This is a genomic window from Kitasatospora sp. NPDC048407 (assembly GCF_043200475.1).
Taxonomy (GTDB): Bacteria; Actinomycetota; Actinomycetes; order Streptomycetales; family Streptomycetaceae; genus Kitasatospora.
Map to the genome: position 1 here is coordinate 159,433 of NZ_JBICXW010000011.1, position 14,414 is coordinate 173,846.

General features: G+C 73.5%; 13 protein-coding genes and 1 pseudogene. 8 read left to right on the plus strand and 6 right to left on the minus strand.

The window, feature by feature from the left end:
- The first annotated feature begins 13 nt into the window (after positions 1–13).
- From ACGFWJ_RS21450 to ACGFWJ_RS21460, 3 genes are all read left to right on the plus strand, one after another.
- The gene (locus ACGFWJ_RS21450) at positions 14–2,329 is read left to right on the plus strand and encodes a SpoIIE family protein phosphatase (protein WP_392951854.1); all 2,316 of its coding nucleotides are present in this window, start codon (positions 14–16) and stop codon (positions 2,327–2,329) included.
- Positions 2,330–2,452: 123 nt separating this feature from the next.
- Positions 2,453–3,847 (plus strand): sensor histidine kinase, encoded by a 1,395-nt coding sequence (locus ACGFWJ_RS21455; RefSeq protein ID WP_392951856.1) that lies wholly within the window; start codon positions 2,453–2,455, stop codon positions 3,845–3,847.
- A gap of 51 nt (positions 3,848–3,898) precedes the next feature.
- The gene (locus ACGFWJ_RS21460) at positions 3,899–4,603 is read left to right on the plus strand and encodes a response regulator (protein WP_392951858.1); all 705 of its coding nucleotides are present in this window, start codon (positions 3,899–3,901) and stop codon (positions 4,601–4,603) included.
- A gap of 141 nt (positions 4,604–4,744) precedes the next feature.
- Here the strand turns inward: ACGFWJ_RS21460 and ACGFWJ_RS21465 are convergent.
- Positions 4,745–5,329, minus strand: a pseudogene (locus tag ACGFWJ_RS21465) (phosphatase PAP2 family protein); the annotation flags it as partial.
- Positions 5,330–5,419: 90 nt separating this feature from the next.
- On the minus strand, positions 5,420–7,000 hold the full coding sequence (locus ACGFWJ_RS21470) for a TauD/TfdA family dioxygenase (RefSeq protein WP_392951861.1): 1,581 nt from the start codon (positions 6,998–7,000) through the stop codon (positions 5,420–5,422).
- A 140-nt stretch (positions 7,001–7,140) separates the two neighbouring features.
- Here ACGFWJ_RS21470 and ACGFWJ_RS21475 point away from each other — a divergent pair, with 140 nt between their 5' ends.
- Entirely contained in the window at positions 7,141–7,818 is a 678-nt protein-coding gene (locus tag ACGFWJ_RS21475; protein ID WP_392951863.1) for an SMI1/KNR4 family protein, read from the plus strand.
- Between the two features lie 13 nt (positions 7,819–7,831).
- On the opposite strand, the gene ACGFWJ_RS21480 is transcribed toward ACGFWJ_RS21475, so the two are convergent.
- The 3 genes from ACGFWJ_RS21480 to ACGFWJ_RS21490 are packed head-to-tail and all read right to left on the minus strand — an operon-like array spanning position 7,832 to position 11,026.
- Complete coding sequence (locus ACGFWJ_RS21480) at positions 7,832–8,551, minus strand: hypothetical protein (protein ID WP_392951865.1); 720 nt, start codon at positions 8,549–8,551, stop codon at positions 7,832–7,834.
- Entirely contained in the window at positions 8,548–9,894 is a 1,347-nt protein-coding gene (locus ACGFWJ_RS21485; protein WP_392951867.1) for an AAA family ATPase, read from the minus strand. Before ACGFWJ_RS21485 ends, ACGFWJ_RS21480 begins: the two co-directional genes overlap by 4 nt.
- A gap of 49 nt (positions 9,895–9,943) precedes the next feature.
- Positions 9,944–11,026 (minus strand): pyridoxal-phosphate-dependent aminotransferase family protein, encoded by a 1,083-nt coding sequence (locus tag ACGFWJ_RS21490; RefSeq protein ID WP_392951869.1) that lies wholly within the window; start codon positions 11,024–11,026, stop codon positions 9,944–9,946.
- A 115-nt stretch (positions 11,027–11,141) separates the two neighbouring features.
- Between ACGFWJ_RS21490 and ACGFWJ_RS21495 the strand changes: the two genes are divergently transcribed.
- From ACGFWJ_RS21495 to ACGFWJ_RS21510, 4 genes are all read left to right on the plus strand, one after another.
- Positions 11,142–12,227, plus strand: coding sequence for an amidohydrolase family protein (locus ACGFWJ_RS21495; protein WP_392951872.1), 1,086 nt, complete (start codon positions 11,142–11,144; stop codon positions 12,225–12,227).
- Positions 12,228–12,457: 230 nt separating this feature from the next.
- Positions 12,458–12,781: a hypothetical protein gene (locus ACGFWJ_RS21500; protein WP_392951875.1), complete on the plus strand. Its 324-nt coding sequence runs from the start codon at positions 12,458–12,460 to the stop codon at positions 12,779–12,781.
- Positions 12,781–13,314 (plus strand): hypothetical protein, encoded by a 534-nt coding sequence (locus ACGFWJ_RS21505; protein ID WP_392951877.1) that lies wholly within the window; start codon positions 12,781–12,783, stop codon positions 13,312–13,314. Before ACGFWJ_RS21500 ends, ACGFWJ_RS21505 begins: the two co-directional genes overlap by 1 nt.
- Before the next feature lie 35 nt (positions 13,315–13,349).
- On the plus strand, positions 13,350–14,027 hold the full coding sequence (locus tag ACGFWJ_RS21510; protein ID WP_387646283.1) for a uracil-DNA glycosylase: 678 nt from the start codon (positions 13,350–13,352) through the stop codon (positions 14,025–14,027).
- 50 nt (positions 14,028–14,077) lie between these two features.
- On the opposite strand, the gene ACGFWJ_RS21515 is transcribed toward ACGFWJ_RS21510, so the two are convergent.
- Entirely contained in the window at positions 14,078–14,374 is a 297-nt protein-coding gene (locus ACGFWJ_RS21515) for a hypothetical protein (RefSeq protein ID WP_380485970.1), read from the minus strand.
- Positions 14,375–14,414: the final 40 nt, after the last annotated feature.

Here is a 14,414-nt window from a genome sequence, read left to right on the forward strand (position 1 = left end):
GGGAGGGGAGCCCATGACGCTCGAACCGCAGGGCGGCGAGCCGGAAGTCGCTGCCTTCACGGCCTTCCTGGGGCAGCTGTTCCAGGCCCTGCGGACCTCACTCACCCGCTACGCGGCGCGCTGCAACTACGACAAGGGCACTGTCTCGCGGTACTTCAGCGGGGTGCGGATCGCTCCGAAGGACTTCGTGGACGAGCTGCTGCGTCAAATCGCCGAGACCACGGGGGAGTCGGTCACTTCCGAGGTGCAGGAGCACGTCCACCGGCTGCGGATGGAGGCGTTGCGGGTGCGCAACGCCTCCCGGCACGAGGTCGAGGAACTGCGCGACCGACTGGGCGCCGCGGAACGCGAGTTGCAGTTGGCGGACGTGCGGGAACGGCACCTGCTGGCCTCGCTGAAGGCGACGGAGGCGCAGGCGCAGCAGGCCGAACAGCGCTACCGGCAGCTGGAGGCGGACCGGGCCGCGGCGCGTTACGGGGCGGGCGAGCTGGAGCGGTGGGCGGACGGGCCGGACACCGAGCACGCCCGGGAGGAACTGCGGTCGCTGAAACGGGAGTTGGACCTGCTGCGGGCGGAGCTGGCGCGGGCCCAGTCGCTGCGCCACGACGCGGAGGAGCAGTGCGTCCGCCTGGAGGCCCGGCTGCTGGCGGCAGAGGCCGCGCTGGCCACGCAACGGGCGCGCCACGAGCGGGAGTTCAGGTACCGGGCGGAGCTGGAGTCGCCGGCGGCGGTGCTGACGCGGGAGTTCGGCCGCAGGGTTGGCACCACCGTGGACCTGGACACCACGACCACCGAGCTGTGCGAGGTGTTCGTGCCGGGCTGGGCCGACCTGGCCTCGGTCTATCTGCGGACCGAGTTCGTCTTCGGCTCCCACCCGGAGGACGAACTGCCGTGGCGGAACAGCAGGTTTCAGCTGGCCGGTCACGCCGGGGACAGCGACGGCCTGCTCGGGCTGTCGCCGCGGATGGGCGCGGTACTGAGCATCGGGCCCAGCACCCCTCTCGGCCGCGCCCTGCAGGGCGGCGAACCCGTCCTCACGCTGGTGGACGAGGGTCACGAACCCGGCCCGGAATCGTCGGTGCTGGCCCTCCCGCTGACGGTTCGGGGGCGGGTGTTCGGGGTGCTGCAACTGTTGCGGATGTCCAGCCGGGTGCCGTTCGAGTCCGCCGACGTTCCGCTGCTGCGCGGACTCGCCGAGCGCGGGGCGCTCCTGCTGGACAGTGCGCGGCTGCACCAGGCGGAGGCGCGGCTGGCGGAGGCCCTGCAGCGTTCGATGATCCCGCTCGACCCGCCCAGGATCGCCGGTGTCCGGACCGCACACCGCTACCTGCCCGGCGACCGCAAGGCCGGGGTGGGCGGCGACTGGTTCGACGTCATCCAACTGGCCGGCCAGCGGGTCGCCCTGGTGGTCGGCGATGTGATGGGCCACGGTCTGGAGGCCGCCCAGACGATGAGCCGGCTCCGCGCGGGGGTGCAGGCCTTCGCCCTGCTCGACGTACCGCCCGCACAACTGCTGCGGCACCTGGACGACTTGGTCCTGCGGCTCGGTGTCGCCCAGCTGGCGACCTGCCTCTACCTGGTGTACGACCCGATCGCCCGGCGCTGCGAGATGGCCTCGGCCGGCCACGCGCCCCCGCTGCTGCGCCACCCCGACGGCAGCGTCGAGTGGCTCGCCGTGCCCTCCAACCTTCCGGTCGGGACCGGGGGGCTGCCGTTCGAGGCCATCACGGTGGACGTCCCGGACGGAGCCATGCTGGTGCTCGGCTCCGACAGCCTGCTCCCGGTGCACGACTACGACGGGTTCGGGGAGTTCGCCGACCGCTGCGCCGACCTGATCGGGCCGGAGTCCACACCCGGCCAGGTCTGCGCGGACCTGCTGGACGAACTGTCCGCGACGGCCCGCCGGGACGACCTCGCCCTCCTGGTGGTGGGGCTCGACGGCATCCCCGCGGAGCGGGTGGCGCACTACCTACTGGTGCCGTGGGAGCAGGAGGTGCGGGCCGCCCGGCGGTTCGTCCGGGACCGGATCGCCGAGTGGGGCGTGGAGATCGACCTCGACCTCGCCGAACTGCTGGCCGGTGAACTGATCACCGACGCCGTGCTGGTGGCGACAGTACCTGTCGGGGTGCGGCTGGTGCACACCGATCGCCTGCTGGTCGAGGTCACCGACGACCACCACCGGCTCCCCGTCCTGACGGCAGTCGATCCGCTCGACGAGGAGGCCGATCGCGGTCTCCTGATGGTGGCCTGGTCCGCCGACGGATGGGGGGCCGAGCTCCGGCCGGATGGGCGGACGGTGTGGTTCGAGCTGCGGCCTCGGGAGCATTAGCTCGTCAACTCCCTGAGCAGCGGCCGGAATTCGGCGAACGCCGGGATGTCGGCCGGCGGGTTCTCGGCGGGCATGACTTTCGACAGATCCGCAGGTGAGGGCGGCCCCCGTAGGGTCGTGGGCATGCGGATGAGTGGGGCGGCGCTGCCGGTGGTGGCGGCGGGGTGTGTCGGGCTGGGTGTCACGAGCCTGTGGTGGGTGCTGCCGGCGGTCGGGTTGTCGTTCCTGGCGGGGCTGCGGACGGAACGGGTGCGGTCGGCGGTGGTGGTGTTCGCCGTGCTGGTGGCGGGCGGGGTGCTGGTGGTCGGGTCGGTGCCGGCCTGGATCCTGTTGGGGCTGCGGTTCGTCGTGCTCGCCGTGTGCACAGGGATGGGGCCGTGGTTGCTGGGCCGGTTCTGGCGGCAGTCGCAGGAATTGGTGCGGGCCGGGTGGGAGCGGGCGGAGCGGCTGGAGCGGGAGCAGCAGTTGGTTGCCGAGCAGGCGCGGTTGCGGGAGCGGGCCCGGATCGCGCAGGACATGCACGACGCCCTCGGGCACGATCTCAGCCTGATCGCTCTGCGCGCCGGGGTGTTGAAGCTCGCCCCCGACCTTGCGGAGCCCCACCGGGAGGCGGCCCAGGAGATCCGGGCGGGTGCGGCCGCTGCCGTCGATCGGCTGGGCGAGGTGATCGGGATCCTGCGGGACGAGGGCGACGCGGGTCGCGGGCCGGCCGACGCGGACATTCCGCACCTGGTGGCGGAGGCGGCCGCGGCCGGCCTGGCCGTCCGTTCGGAGATCACCGGTGAGCCGGACGGGTTTCCGCGCGCCACCGAGCACGCCGCGTACCGGGTGGTGCAGGAGGCGCTGACCAACGCGGCCAAGCACGCCCCGGGGGCGGGCGTCACCGTGGAGGTGGCGTACGCGTCCGAGGGTGCCCGGGTCAGGGTGGCCAACGGCCCGGCGCCCGTCGCCCCGGGAGTGCCGGCGGCGGGCGGTGGGCGTGGCCTGGTCGGGCTGGCGGAGCGGGTCCGGCTCGCGGGTGGGAGCTTCGCGCACGGTCCGGGAACGGACGGCGGGTTCGAGGTGGTGGCCGAGCTGCCGCGCCGTCCCGCCGGGCCCGTTCCGCCGGGGCCCGCCGCCCCGCCGTCGCCGGTGCGTGAACTGCGGCGCGCCCGGCGCAGGGTCGGCCGGACGCTGGCTGCCGTGGTGCTCGTCCCGCTGGTGACGGCCGTGCTGCTGACCGTGGCGCTGCGGGTGTGGACGCTGTACGTGGTCAGCCTGTCGGTGCTGGACCCGGAGGTGTACGCCACCCTCCAGGTGGGGCAGGACCAGGCCTCGGTCGAGCGGGTGCTGCCGGGCCACCGGCTGCCGTACCAGGTGCCGAGCGGGCCGTCGACTCCCGCGCCGCCGTCGGGGGAGGGCGTTTCGTGCGTGCACTACGCCATCACCGCGCAGCTGTTCGTGGACCGGGCGGACGACGCGTACCGGCTGTGCTTCCAGGACTCCCGGCTGGTCTCGCGCGACGTGCTCGTCTCCTGACCATCCCCCATACGTGCTGAATACGTGCTGAACGACCGACAGGAGTTGCTGATGACACCCGCACCGATCCGGGTGCTGCTCGCCGACGACGAGCCGATGATCCGCGCGGGGCTGCGCGCCGTGCTCACCACCGACCCGGGCATCGAGATCGTCGCCGAGGCCGGGGACGGCAGGGAGGCCGTCGAGCTGGTCCGGCGTCACCGGCCGGACGTCGCCGTGCTGGACATCCGGATGCCGGGGACGGACGGCATCGCGGCCGCCGCCGAGATCCGTCGCAGCGGCCTGGCCACCGGGGTGCTGATGCTGACCACCTTCGGCGAGGACGACTACATCCTGCGCGCGCTCAGCGGGGGCGCGAACGGCTTCCTGATCAAGTCCGGCGAGCCCGAGGAACTGCTCGCCGGGGTGCACGCGGTGGCCGCCGGGGCGGCCTACCTCTCACCCAAGGTGGCCGCCCGGGTGGTCGCCCACCTGGCCGCCACCGGGGCCGGTGGCCCCGCCGACCGGCGTGCCGGGGCCCGGGAACAGGTGGCCGCCCTGACCGCCCGGGAACGGGACGTGCTGACGCTGATCGCGGCCGGACTGTCCAACGGCCGGATCGCCCGCCGGCTGGGCGTGGTCGAAGGCACCGTGAAGGCCCATGTGAGCTCCATCCTGGGGCGGTTGGGGGTGGCCAACCGGGCGGCGGCCGCCGTCCTCGCGCACGAGGCCGGGCTGACCCTCGGCGCGAACTGCGCGGGCGGTCCGCGGGAATGAGGCGGGCGGGGCGGACAGCAGCCACCCGAGCACCGGCACCCCGGTCAGGGCCGACACGGCGCGGGTGGCCGCCGGCCGCAGGGCGAGGACCACGGCCGCCGTGACCGTTCCGCCGAGCGCGGCGCCGGCGAGCACGTCGTGCGGGTAGTGCACCCCCGCCGCCACCCGCAGCGCGGCCGTGGCCCCGCCGACGGGGACGGCCAGCAGCGCCCAGCGCGGGCGCAGTAGCACCAGCCCCGTCGCCAGCGCGACCGCCAGGGTGGCGTGGTTGCTGGGGAACGACCAGTCGCCGGGCGGCGGGCAGTCGCCGACCGCCGTGCCGGGCAGCCCGGACAGTGCCCGGCAGGGCCGCTCCTCGTCGAGGAGCACCTTCAGCACCTCGCTCGTCCCGTAGGCCAGCACCGTGCCGAGCCCGACCAGCGCCACCCCCGCGACCACCTCGGCGGCCCGGCGGGCCCGGGCCGTCCACCAGCAGTAGGTCAGCAGCAGCCCCAGCACCAGCAGCCCGGCCTCGGTGGCCGGCTCCAGCAGCGCGGCCACCGTGTGCGGGGCGTCGCCGATGGCCTCCGCCACCCGGCGGTAACCGTCGGCCGACCACCGCGCCGGTTCCGTTCCGCCGCCCTGTTCCGGTGCCAGCAGCGCCACCGCCGCGGCCCCCGCGCTGAGCACGGCCGCGGCGAGGACGGGCCTGGCCCCCGTCCCGGATTTCCTGTGCGTGTACGTCATGGTCCGGACGGTACGAGCCGGGGTGCCCGTGTGGCCCGGCCCGAAAGTCAACCGGCACCCCTGACGATGGTCAGGGTTGACACCGGCGTGTCAGCTCATCAACTCCAGGAGCAGCGGCCGGAATTCGGCGAACGCCGGGGTGCCGACCGCAGGGTCCTTCGCGGCCTCGTCCCAGCGGCGGACGGTCACGGCGGCGGTGGCGAACGGGCCGGCGGCGAACTCCTCGGCCTCGGTGGGGGTCATCGGGCCGCCCTGGAGGCCGAGGGTGTGGACGGAGGCGGGGGAGAGCTTGGCGAAGTAGTCGGGTTCGGCGGTGCAGAGGTAGCGCTTGGCGGGGACGTGCAGGCGGACGGGCTCGGTGACGGCGGTGGGGAAGTACCGGGAGAGCCAGCCGGCGGCGGTGTCGCCGTGGCGATTGTCGGTGCCGGCCATCAGCTTCAGGCCGCTGCCGTGGAAGTGGCCGATGTCGTGGAGCAGCGCGGCGGCCACCAGCGCGGGCGGGGCGCCGGCCGTCCGGGCCAACTGGCCCGCCTGGAGCATGTGTTCGGCCATGGTGACGGCCTCGCCGAGGTACTCGCCGGCACCCTCGCCCGCGAACAGGGCCTCCAGCTCGTCGAGCGCGGCGACGTTGCGGCGCAGCACGGAGAGGGTCGAGGAGAGCGAGTCGAGGTCGGCGTAGCAGCCCTGGAGGTGGCGGCCGCCGGCCTGTTCGAAGGCGGTGCGGGCGTGCAGCAGGCGGGTGTTGTCGAAGATCAGGCAGTCGCCCGGGCCGAGCCGGAACTCGAGCCGGAGTTCCGGGCGGAGGGTGATCGCCGCGAAGCGGCGGTACGCGGCGTAGAAGGCGTCGAGTTCCGCGCCGTCGAGCGTCCGCAGGGTGTCGATGGAGCGGTTGTTGAAGCGGATCTCGCGGATCGCGCCGCGCGGGTCGAGCCCGATCATCGGCAGCTCGGCGGCCAGGTCGGCGGTGCGGTCCCGGTAGCGGAACGGCACCGGGGTGCGGGCGAGCAGCGCGAACGCCTTCGGGTCCTCCTCGCGCAGCAGCGCGGCGGCGCGGAAGCCGTCCACCAGGCCCGAGTCGCCGCCGGCGGCCTCGTTGCGCAGGCAGTGCAGCAGCTGGAGGGTGGGGACGGGGTCGCGGTACGGGTTGTCGGTGTGCGGGGCGATGGCGGCGTCGGTGAACGCGAAGTTCACCGCGTCGGGCTCCACCCGGACGTCGAACAGCTCGCCGTAGTTGGTGTCCCGCACATACCCGAACGTCCGTGCCACGGCGAGGACTTGACGCTCCTCCACCGGGACGCCGCGGAGCACCGCGAAGCCGGAGCGGCGGACGGCGGAGAGGACGGCGATCCTCTCCTCCGGGTCGGACAGGTAGCTCGACCAGTCGGCCTCGGGCAGGCCGCGGGCGAAGTCGGCGGCCTCCCACAGGCGCTTGCCGTGCTCGGTGCGGTGGTCGCCGGCCGCGTCCTCGGGCGCGTCCCAGCCAGTCGGGTAGTGCGAGCGGTGGCCGTCGGACCAGAGCACGTGCAGCCCCGTTTCGTCCCGGTGCGCCTCGCTGGCGGTCAGGTCGTCCGGCAGGTCGCCGATCTGGAACCGCTTCTGCCCGCTGCGCGGGTTGCGGCACTCGGTGCACAGACAGTTGTCGCGCAGCCAGTAGGGGTTGGGGACGGACATGGGAGCAGCCTCCGGTTGTACAGACAACTTCGCGGGGCTGCTCAGCCAAGTCCGCGCTTGCGTACACCGGTTGCCCAGGCGGTGAACGGTCGGCCACCGGAAGCCGAACCCTGTCCGTGGGGGCCGCTAGCGTGCGAGGCATGACGCTGGACCTTGCCCGTGACCTGCCCGCCGCCCTCGCCGACCGCGCCGCCGCGTGGCGGCTGATCGCCGACCTGGCCGCCTTCTGGGGTGCCCCGCTGATCCCGGACAGCGGCTGCACCGATGCCGAACTCGACGCCGCGGAGGCCCGGTTGGGGCTGCGCCTGCCCGCCGCGCTGCGCGAGGCGTACCGGCTGATCGGCAACCGGCCCGACCTGACCAGCAACCAGGACACCCTGCTGCCACCGGACAAGCTCTACCTCGACCAGGACTGCCTGGTCTATCGCGTGGAGAACCAGTCCTGCGCCTACTGGGGCATCCCACTCGCCGCCCTCGACCAGGACGACCCGCCGACCGTCGCCTGGCCGGACGTCGCACCGTCCGTGCAGGTGGAGCTCACCCCGTGGACGGCCGGCTTCTCCGCCGAGTGCCTGGGCATCCTGCTGGCCGAGCCGCTGTTCGACGACAGCGCGTTCGTGGACGGGGCCGAGGTCGACCCGAACGACCTGACCGGCTGGACGGAGTTGCCGCGCGTGCACGCACCCGGTGTGGACACCCGGTTCTTCGCGCGTCTGGACGCCCTGCTGATGATTCAGGAGGGGGCGTGGCTGGCCGTGCGCGCGGTGGACGAGGAGGCCCTGGACGCGATCTGCGACGAGCTCCCGGCGGCGCCCTGACTCGAACACCGAGTCAGAGGCGGTGCGCCAGCCGCCAGGCGTCGAGCGCGGGCACCGTCCGCTGCCCGACGACGGTCGGTGCCAGCGTCGGCTTCAGCCCGGTCATCGCGTGGACGACATCGACGAACGGGGAGTCCAGCAGGGCCCGCGCCACCTCGTCCGCGTGCGGGTCGCCGTCCTGGACCAGGGTGAACCAGTCGCGGATGTTGGAGCAGGCGCGGTGGAAGGCGTCCAGGCGGCCCTTGACCAGGTCGCCCCGGTTGAGGCCGAACACCTCGATCGTGCGCCGGCCTTTCCTGGACCCGACGACCGGTTCGTACTCGCCGCTCCTCAGGAACAGCACCAGGTGGTCGGCGGGGTCCTCGGCGGTCGGGTCGATCAACAGGCAGGTGCCGTCTGTGTCGACCGGGTACGCGTCCCGCTTGGCGTTGCTGTTGCAGAAGGAGCAGGCGAAGAGGTGGTTCGGCCAGTCGAACGCCCGCAGCGGGGCGCTGTCGATCGGCTGGAAGTGATCGATGCCGGTGCCCCGGCTGTCGTCGCAGTACATGCACCGGAGGTTGCCGCGGGCCATCGGTTCCAGGGTTCGGTGAATGTGCTGCTTGGGTGCCGCGGCCCGCTTCCAGTGGTCGCGGGCCGTTTTCGAGTCGCCGCCGGCCGCCGCCACGCGTCCGGTCCACTTGGTCAGCAACTGCGCGGAGTCGGCCGGCAGGGGTGTGCGGGGGAGCGGGATCACCGGTCCGGCTCCAGCCTGGCGGACACCTCGGCCACCCTGCTGCTCAGTGAGCTCGTGAGCCGCTCGCCGAGTTCCTGGTACTCGGCGATCTCCTCGGCGGAGGCCGTTTCGGCGTACACCTTGCGTTCCAGGGCGACCAGCCGCCGGCGTTGCCGTTCGGCGCGGTTCGAGTAGGGCGTCTCCAGGCCGAACAGCTCCGAGAGCACGGCGTCGTCGCCGCTGCCGTAGACGACCCGGTGGTAGAGGTCGTCGTCGACGACCGCTGCGGGCTGCTGCTCGTCGACGCCCGGGAGGCGGATCAGGCTGCCCGGGTCGGCGGCCTGGCAGATGTAGGGGCTGTGGCTGGTGACGATGAACTGGATCGCCGGGAAGTGCTGCCGCAGCCAGTCGCCGATCTTGCGCTGCCAGGTGACGTGGAGGTGCGCGTCCACTTCGTCGATCAGCACCACGCCGGGCAGGTGGACCGCGATGCCTCCGCCGGGGATCGGCTGGGAGAGCAGGGTGCCGTAGGTGCTGTGGAGTTGGCGCACGATGTCGAGCACCAGCGCCACCACCGTTCGATAGCCGTCGCTCATCTCCCGCAGCGGGAAGCCCCGTTCGTTCCGGCCGTGCTCGCGGACCCACAGCCCGTCGGCCGTCACCCGCTGGATCTGGTACTGGTCCGGCAGCAGCCCGTCCTGGAGCAGGCCGAGCACCTTTGCGAGCAGTGCCGCCGCTCCGCCCGGCCGGTCCTCCTCCTCGTACGCCCGCAGCCGAAGGTCGATGAGCCAGGCCACGCCTTCGGCCAGCGAGGCGTCCTCGTGGAACAGCGTGGCCAGGCGACCTCGAGGCCCCTGATTGATCATCAGGCGCTGGGCCTCGCTGGACCCACCGGTGAGTCGCCGGAACGGGCCGTAGCCGGCGCAGAACCAGCCGAACGAGTTCTCCGCCCAGGGCCCCCGGGAGCCGCTCTTCGTCGTGCTGGGGAAGGCGCTCAGGGCGGGGCGGGCGGGGTGATCGGCATCGGCGGGCGGAGGTGTCCAGCGCAGTCCCAGCGAGATGGGTCCCTGCGGGGTCTTGCCTGCTCCCGCGAAACTGTCCAGCGGCGATTTGTGGGTCACCTCGATGTCCACCGCCCCCTGCCTGGCCCCGGTGGTCACCCACCCGGTGAAGTCCGGCACCAGGGCCTGGGCGACGCTCGGGCCGCTCACGGCCAGGGCGATCGCCTGGAGCACGGTGGACTTGCCCGAGCCGTTGCGTCCGGCCAGGACGGTCCAGCCGCTGCCGCCCGCCAGCGGCAGGTCCACGGCGCGCTTCCCGGTGAAGCCCTTCACGTTCCTGAGCTGGACTCTGGTGATGTACATCCGTGCTCCCTCGTCGTCCCGGACCGCCGCCGCAGGCTGTGGCGCAGCGTCAGATCGCCTGCTCCCAGGCCCCGGTGGCTGCCGCCACCGCTGCCGCGGCCGAGACGTCGGTGGCCTGGGCGAGGGCTTCCAGGGTGGCGATGACCGTTTCGGCGGTGGCGGCCGGGCCGTAGTGGTTGAGGCGGAGCATGGTGGTGGCGAGGGCGCCGCCGCCGGCCTGGACGGGCAACTGGGGGGCGTGGCGGCGAAGTTCGGCGGCGAGTTCGGTGGCGTCGAGGCCGTCGGCGGTGCGCAGCGTGGTGGCGACCGGGGCGGCGTGCTCGGCGGCGCGGACGTAGGGGGTGAGGGTGCCGAGGGCGGTGGCGCCCGCGCGGGTGGCGGCGGCTGCGGCGCGGTGGCGGGCGATGACTGCGTCGAGGGTCTCGGCGGTGATCGCGTCCAGGCACTCCTCGAGTGCGAGCATCTCCAACTGGGCAGGGGCGTGCGGCAGTTGGGTGCGGCCGGCGTCGGTCCAGCGGGCCTTCCAGTCGAGCAGCGAGAGGTAGGAGCGGCGCGGCGCGGCCGGGTTGGCCTCGATCCGCTGCCAGGCCCGCTCGCTGACCGAGACGGCCGAGACGCCGGCCGGGCCGCCCATCGCCTTCTGGCCGCCGATCACGCACAGGTCGATGCCCCAGGCGTCGGTCAGCAGCGGCTCGGCGGCCACCGAGGCCACCGCGTCCAGCATCAGCAGCGCGCCGTGCTCGCGCACCACGGCGGCGATCTCGGCGACCGGGTTGGTGTTGCCGGTGGCGGCCTCGGCGTGCACCAGCGAGACGAAGTCGATCTCCGGGTTGGCGCGCAGCGCGTCCGCGACCTGCTCGGCGGTGACGGCGGCGTCGAACGGCGCGGCCAGGTCGACGACCTTGGCGCCCGCGTCGCGCAGCCAGCCGCCGAAGGTCTGGCCGTAGGGGCCGGTGATCACGTTCAGCGCGGTCGAACCCGGGTGCGCCGCGCCCTTGATCGCCGCCTCCAGCGGCAGCAGCGCCTCGCCCTGGGTGACGATCACGTCGGCCTCGGTGTGCAGCAGCGCCGCCACCTTGTCCTCGATCGCGGCGAACCGGTCGGCGGTCATCGGGGGAAGGTCGAGCAGCATGCGGGGAGGCCTTTCGGGCAACGGGGTTTCGCCGGGGCGACGAGGGGGTCGCCGTCGAACAGTGTGCCGCAGATCGCCCCGTGCGCCCGCACGGCTGCCGAGTACAGTGCCAGGCATGACAGACGGTGGGGTGCTGCACATCAAGGGCCGGGTGCTGGTCGGGCCGGAGGACGTCCGGGACGAACTCTGGGCGGTGGACGGCCGGGTGACCTTCGCGCGGCCGGCCGCCGAACCCGCCGCCACCCTCACCGGCTGGGCGCTGCCCGGCCTGGTCGACGCCCACTGCCACGTCGGACTGGACGCGCACGGCGCCGTCGACCGGGCCACCAGCGAGAAGCAGGCCCTCACCGACCGGGACGCCGGCACCCTGCTGATCCGCGACGCCGGCTCCGCCGCCGACACCCGGTGGATAGACGACCGCGCCGACCTGCCGAAGATCATCCGGGCCGGGCGGCACATCGCCCGCACCCGCCGCTACATCCGCAACTACGCGCACGAGATCGAACCCGGCGACCTCGCCGCGTACGTCACCGCCGAGGCCCGGCGCGGCGACGGCTGGGTCAAGCTGGTCGGCGACTGGATCGACCGCGGCGTCGGCGACCTCGCCGCCTGCTGGCCCGGCGACGCGCTCACCGAGGCGATCGCCGCCGCGCACGCCGAGGGCGCCCGGGTCACCGCGCACTGCTTCGCCACCGAATCGCTGCCCGACCTGCTGGCCGCAGGCATCGACTGCATCGAGCACGCCACCGGCCTCACCGAGGAGTTGATCCCCGCCTTCGTCGAACGCGGCGTGGCGATCGTCCCCACCCTGGTCAACATCGCCACCTTCCCGGGCCTCGCGGACGGCGGTGAGACCAAGTTCCCGCAGTGGTCCGCGCACATGCGGCGCCTGCACGAGAACCGCTACGCGACCGTCGCGGCCGCGCACGACGCCGGCATCCCGATCTACGTCGGCACCGACGCGGGCGGCTCGCTCGCCCACGGCCTGGTCGGCGAGGAAGCACTGGAGCTGACCAAGGCCGGCCTCACCCCCACCGAGGCCCTCGCCGCCGCCACCTGGTCCGCCCGCGAGTGGCTCGGCCGCCCCGGCCTCACCGAGGGCGCCCCCGCCGACCTGGTGATCTACGAAGCGGACCCGCGCGCGGACCTGCGGGTGCTGGGGGCGCCGCGGCACATCGTGCTGGGCGGCCGGGTGGTGTGAGTGATGCGGATGACGGACGAGGAAGCCCTCGCCTGGTGGGAGACGCTGCCTGCCGACGTCCGTGAGCAGGTGGACGGGTTGGTGCTGCAGTTCCGGTTGTACTGCTGGACGCGGGGCGGGTCAGCCATGGGATCGGGCTGCACCAGGCCCAGGCGATCGTCGGGGCGCGCTGCGAGCACTACGGTGACCGGGTCGCGAACCCCGCGAACGTTCCCCTCGATCCGGCGGCGGTGGTGCGGCGGGCCGGGGAGGTCGGCGAGCGGGTGCTGGCGGTCGAGGCGGTCTGGGACGGGGACACCATCCAGAACTGGTTCGTCGACCTGGTCGCGGTCGGCGGGAGCCGCGACCACCGGCTGGTGACCGTGTACTGGAGCAACGCCGCCCGCTACCTCGGCTCCGACGACCGGATCGACGGCCGCCCGCACATCGCGGCCGCCGCCGAACGGATCGGCCGCGGCGTCGCGGCGGAGCTCGGCGTCCCGTTCCACTTCGCCAGCCCCGACCGGCCCGACGACGAGGCCCCGCGCTGGGTGCGGCCGCGGGCGACGCCGTGATGACGGACGAGGAGGTTCTCGCGCTGTGGGAGGCGCTGCCCGCCGAGGCGCGTGAGCAGGTGGACGACCTGGCGCGGAAGGATAAGACGTACGGGATCGTGGTGCTGCTGCAGACGGCCCACGGCTTGAGCATTCCGCAGGGGTTGGGGATCGCTGTCGCCCGCCACGCGCTGCTGCGGCCGCCGGTCCCGGACGGGCCGGTGGATCCCCGGGTGCTGATCCGGAAGGCCGGGGAGGTCGAGGAGCGGGTGCTGGCGGTCGAGGCGGTCTGGGCCGGTGACTTGGCGCACGGCTGGTTCGTTTGGCTGTTCGCGATCGGTGCGACGCGGGACCACCCGCTGGAGCCTGTGTACGCGAGCACGGCGACTCGGCACCTCGGCTCGGAGGAGAGCGACGACGGGCGGCCGCACATCGCGGTGGCGGCGGAGATGATCGGAGTCGCGGTGGCGCGGGCGCTGCGGGTGCCGTTCCACTTTGCGAGTCCGCGGACGCCCGACGGGCGTGCCCCGCGCTGGGTGCGCCCCACCTCGTGAACTGGCGTTGTCAGTGCGGCCGATAGGCTTTCGTCATGGCTGCTCGACCCTTGCACGAAATCGTTGAACCCGGCTGGGCCCAGGCCCTCGCGCCGGTCGCCCCGCAGGTCGCCGCGATGGGGGACTTCCTGCGCGGCGAACTCGCCGCCGGGCGTACCTACTTGCCGCCGGGGCCGCAGGTGCTGCGGGCCTTTCAGCAGCCGTTCGCGGACGTCCGGGTGCTGATCGTCGGTCAGGATCCGTACCCGACGCCGGGTCACGCCGTCGGGCTGAGCTTCTCGGTCGCGCCGGAGGTGCGTCCGATACCGGCGAGCCTGGTCAACATCTACCAGGAGTACGGCAACGACCTCGGATTCCCGCCGCCGTCCAACGGTGACCTGACGCCGTGGGCGAACCAGGGCGTCCTGCTGCTCAACCGGGCGCTGACCACCCAGACCCGCAAGACCAACGGCCACCGCGGCAAGGGCTGGGAGGCCGTCACCGAGCAGGCCATCAAGGCGCTCGCCAACCGCGGTGGCCCGCTGGTGGCCATCCTCTGGGGCCGCGACGCCCGCGAACTGCGCCCGTGGCTCGGGCAGGTGCCGAGCATCGAGTCGTCGCACCCCAGCCCGTACTCCGCGTCCAGCGGTTTCTTCGGCTCGCGGCCGTTCAGTCGCGCCAACGACCTGCTGGTCCGCCAGGGCGGGCAGCCCGTGGACTGGCGCCTGCCGTAACTGTCCGGGGGCACATGGGTGGCCCGGGTTCGGGGCCCGGGCCGGTGGGGTCAGTGCTGGGCGACCTGGAAGCAGGCGACGTCGTACTGGGACGGGGCGCCCGCGTTGTTGTAGGCCGCTCCGCCGGTGCCGCCGTTGGTGCTGCCGAAGCCGGGCTCGTTGAAGACCGAGCCGGGGGAGGTGCCGGAGTGTCCGGGGGCCCCGGCGCCGGTGCCGGGGGTCTCGAAGCTCTGGCAGGACTGGTTCGGGGGTCCGGTCCCGCTCGGGTTGGCGGCGGCCATCGCGGTGGCCGCGCCGCCGAGGCAGAGCAGACCGGTGAGGAGCCCTGTCGCCACGATGCGCAGCATTTCTCCTCCTTCGGTGGAAACGCTCACGTGAAGCCGGACG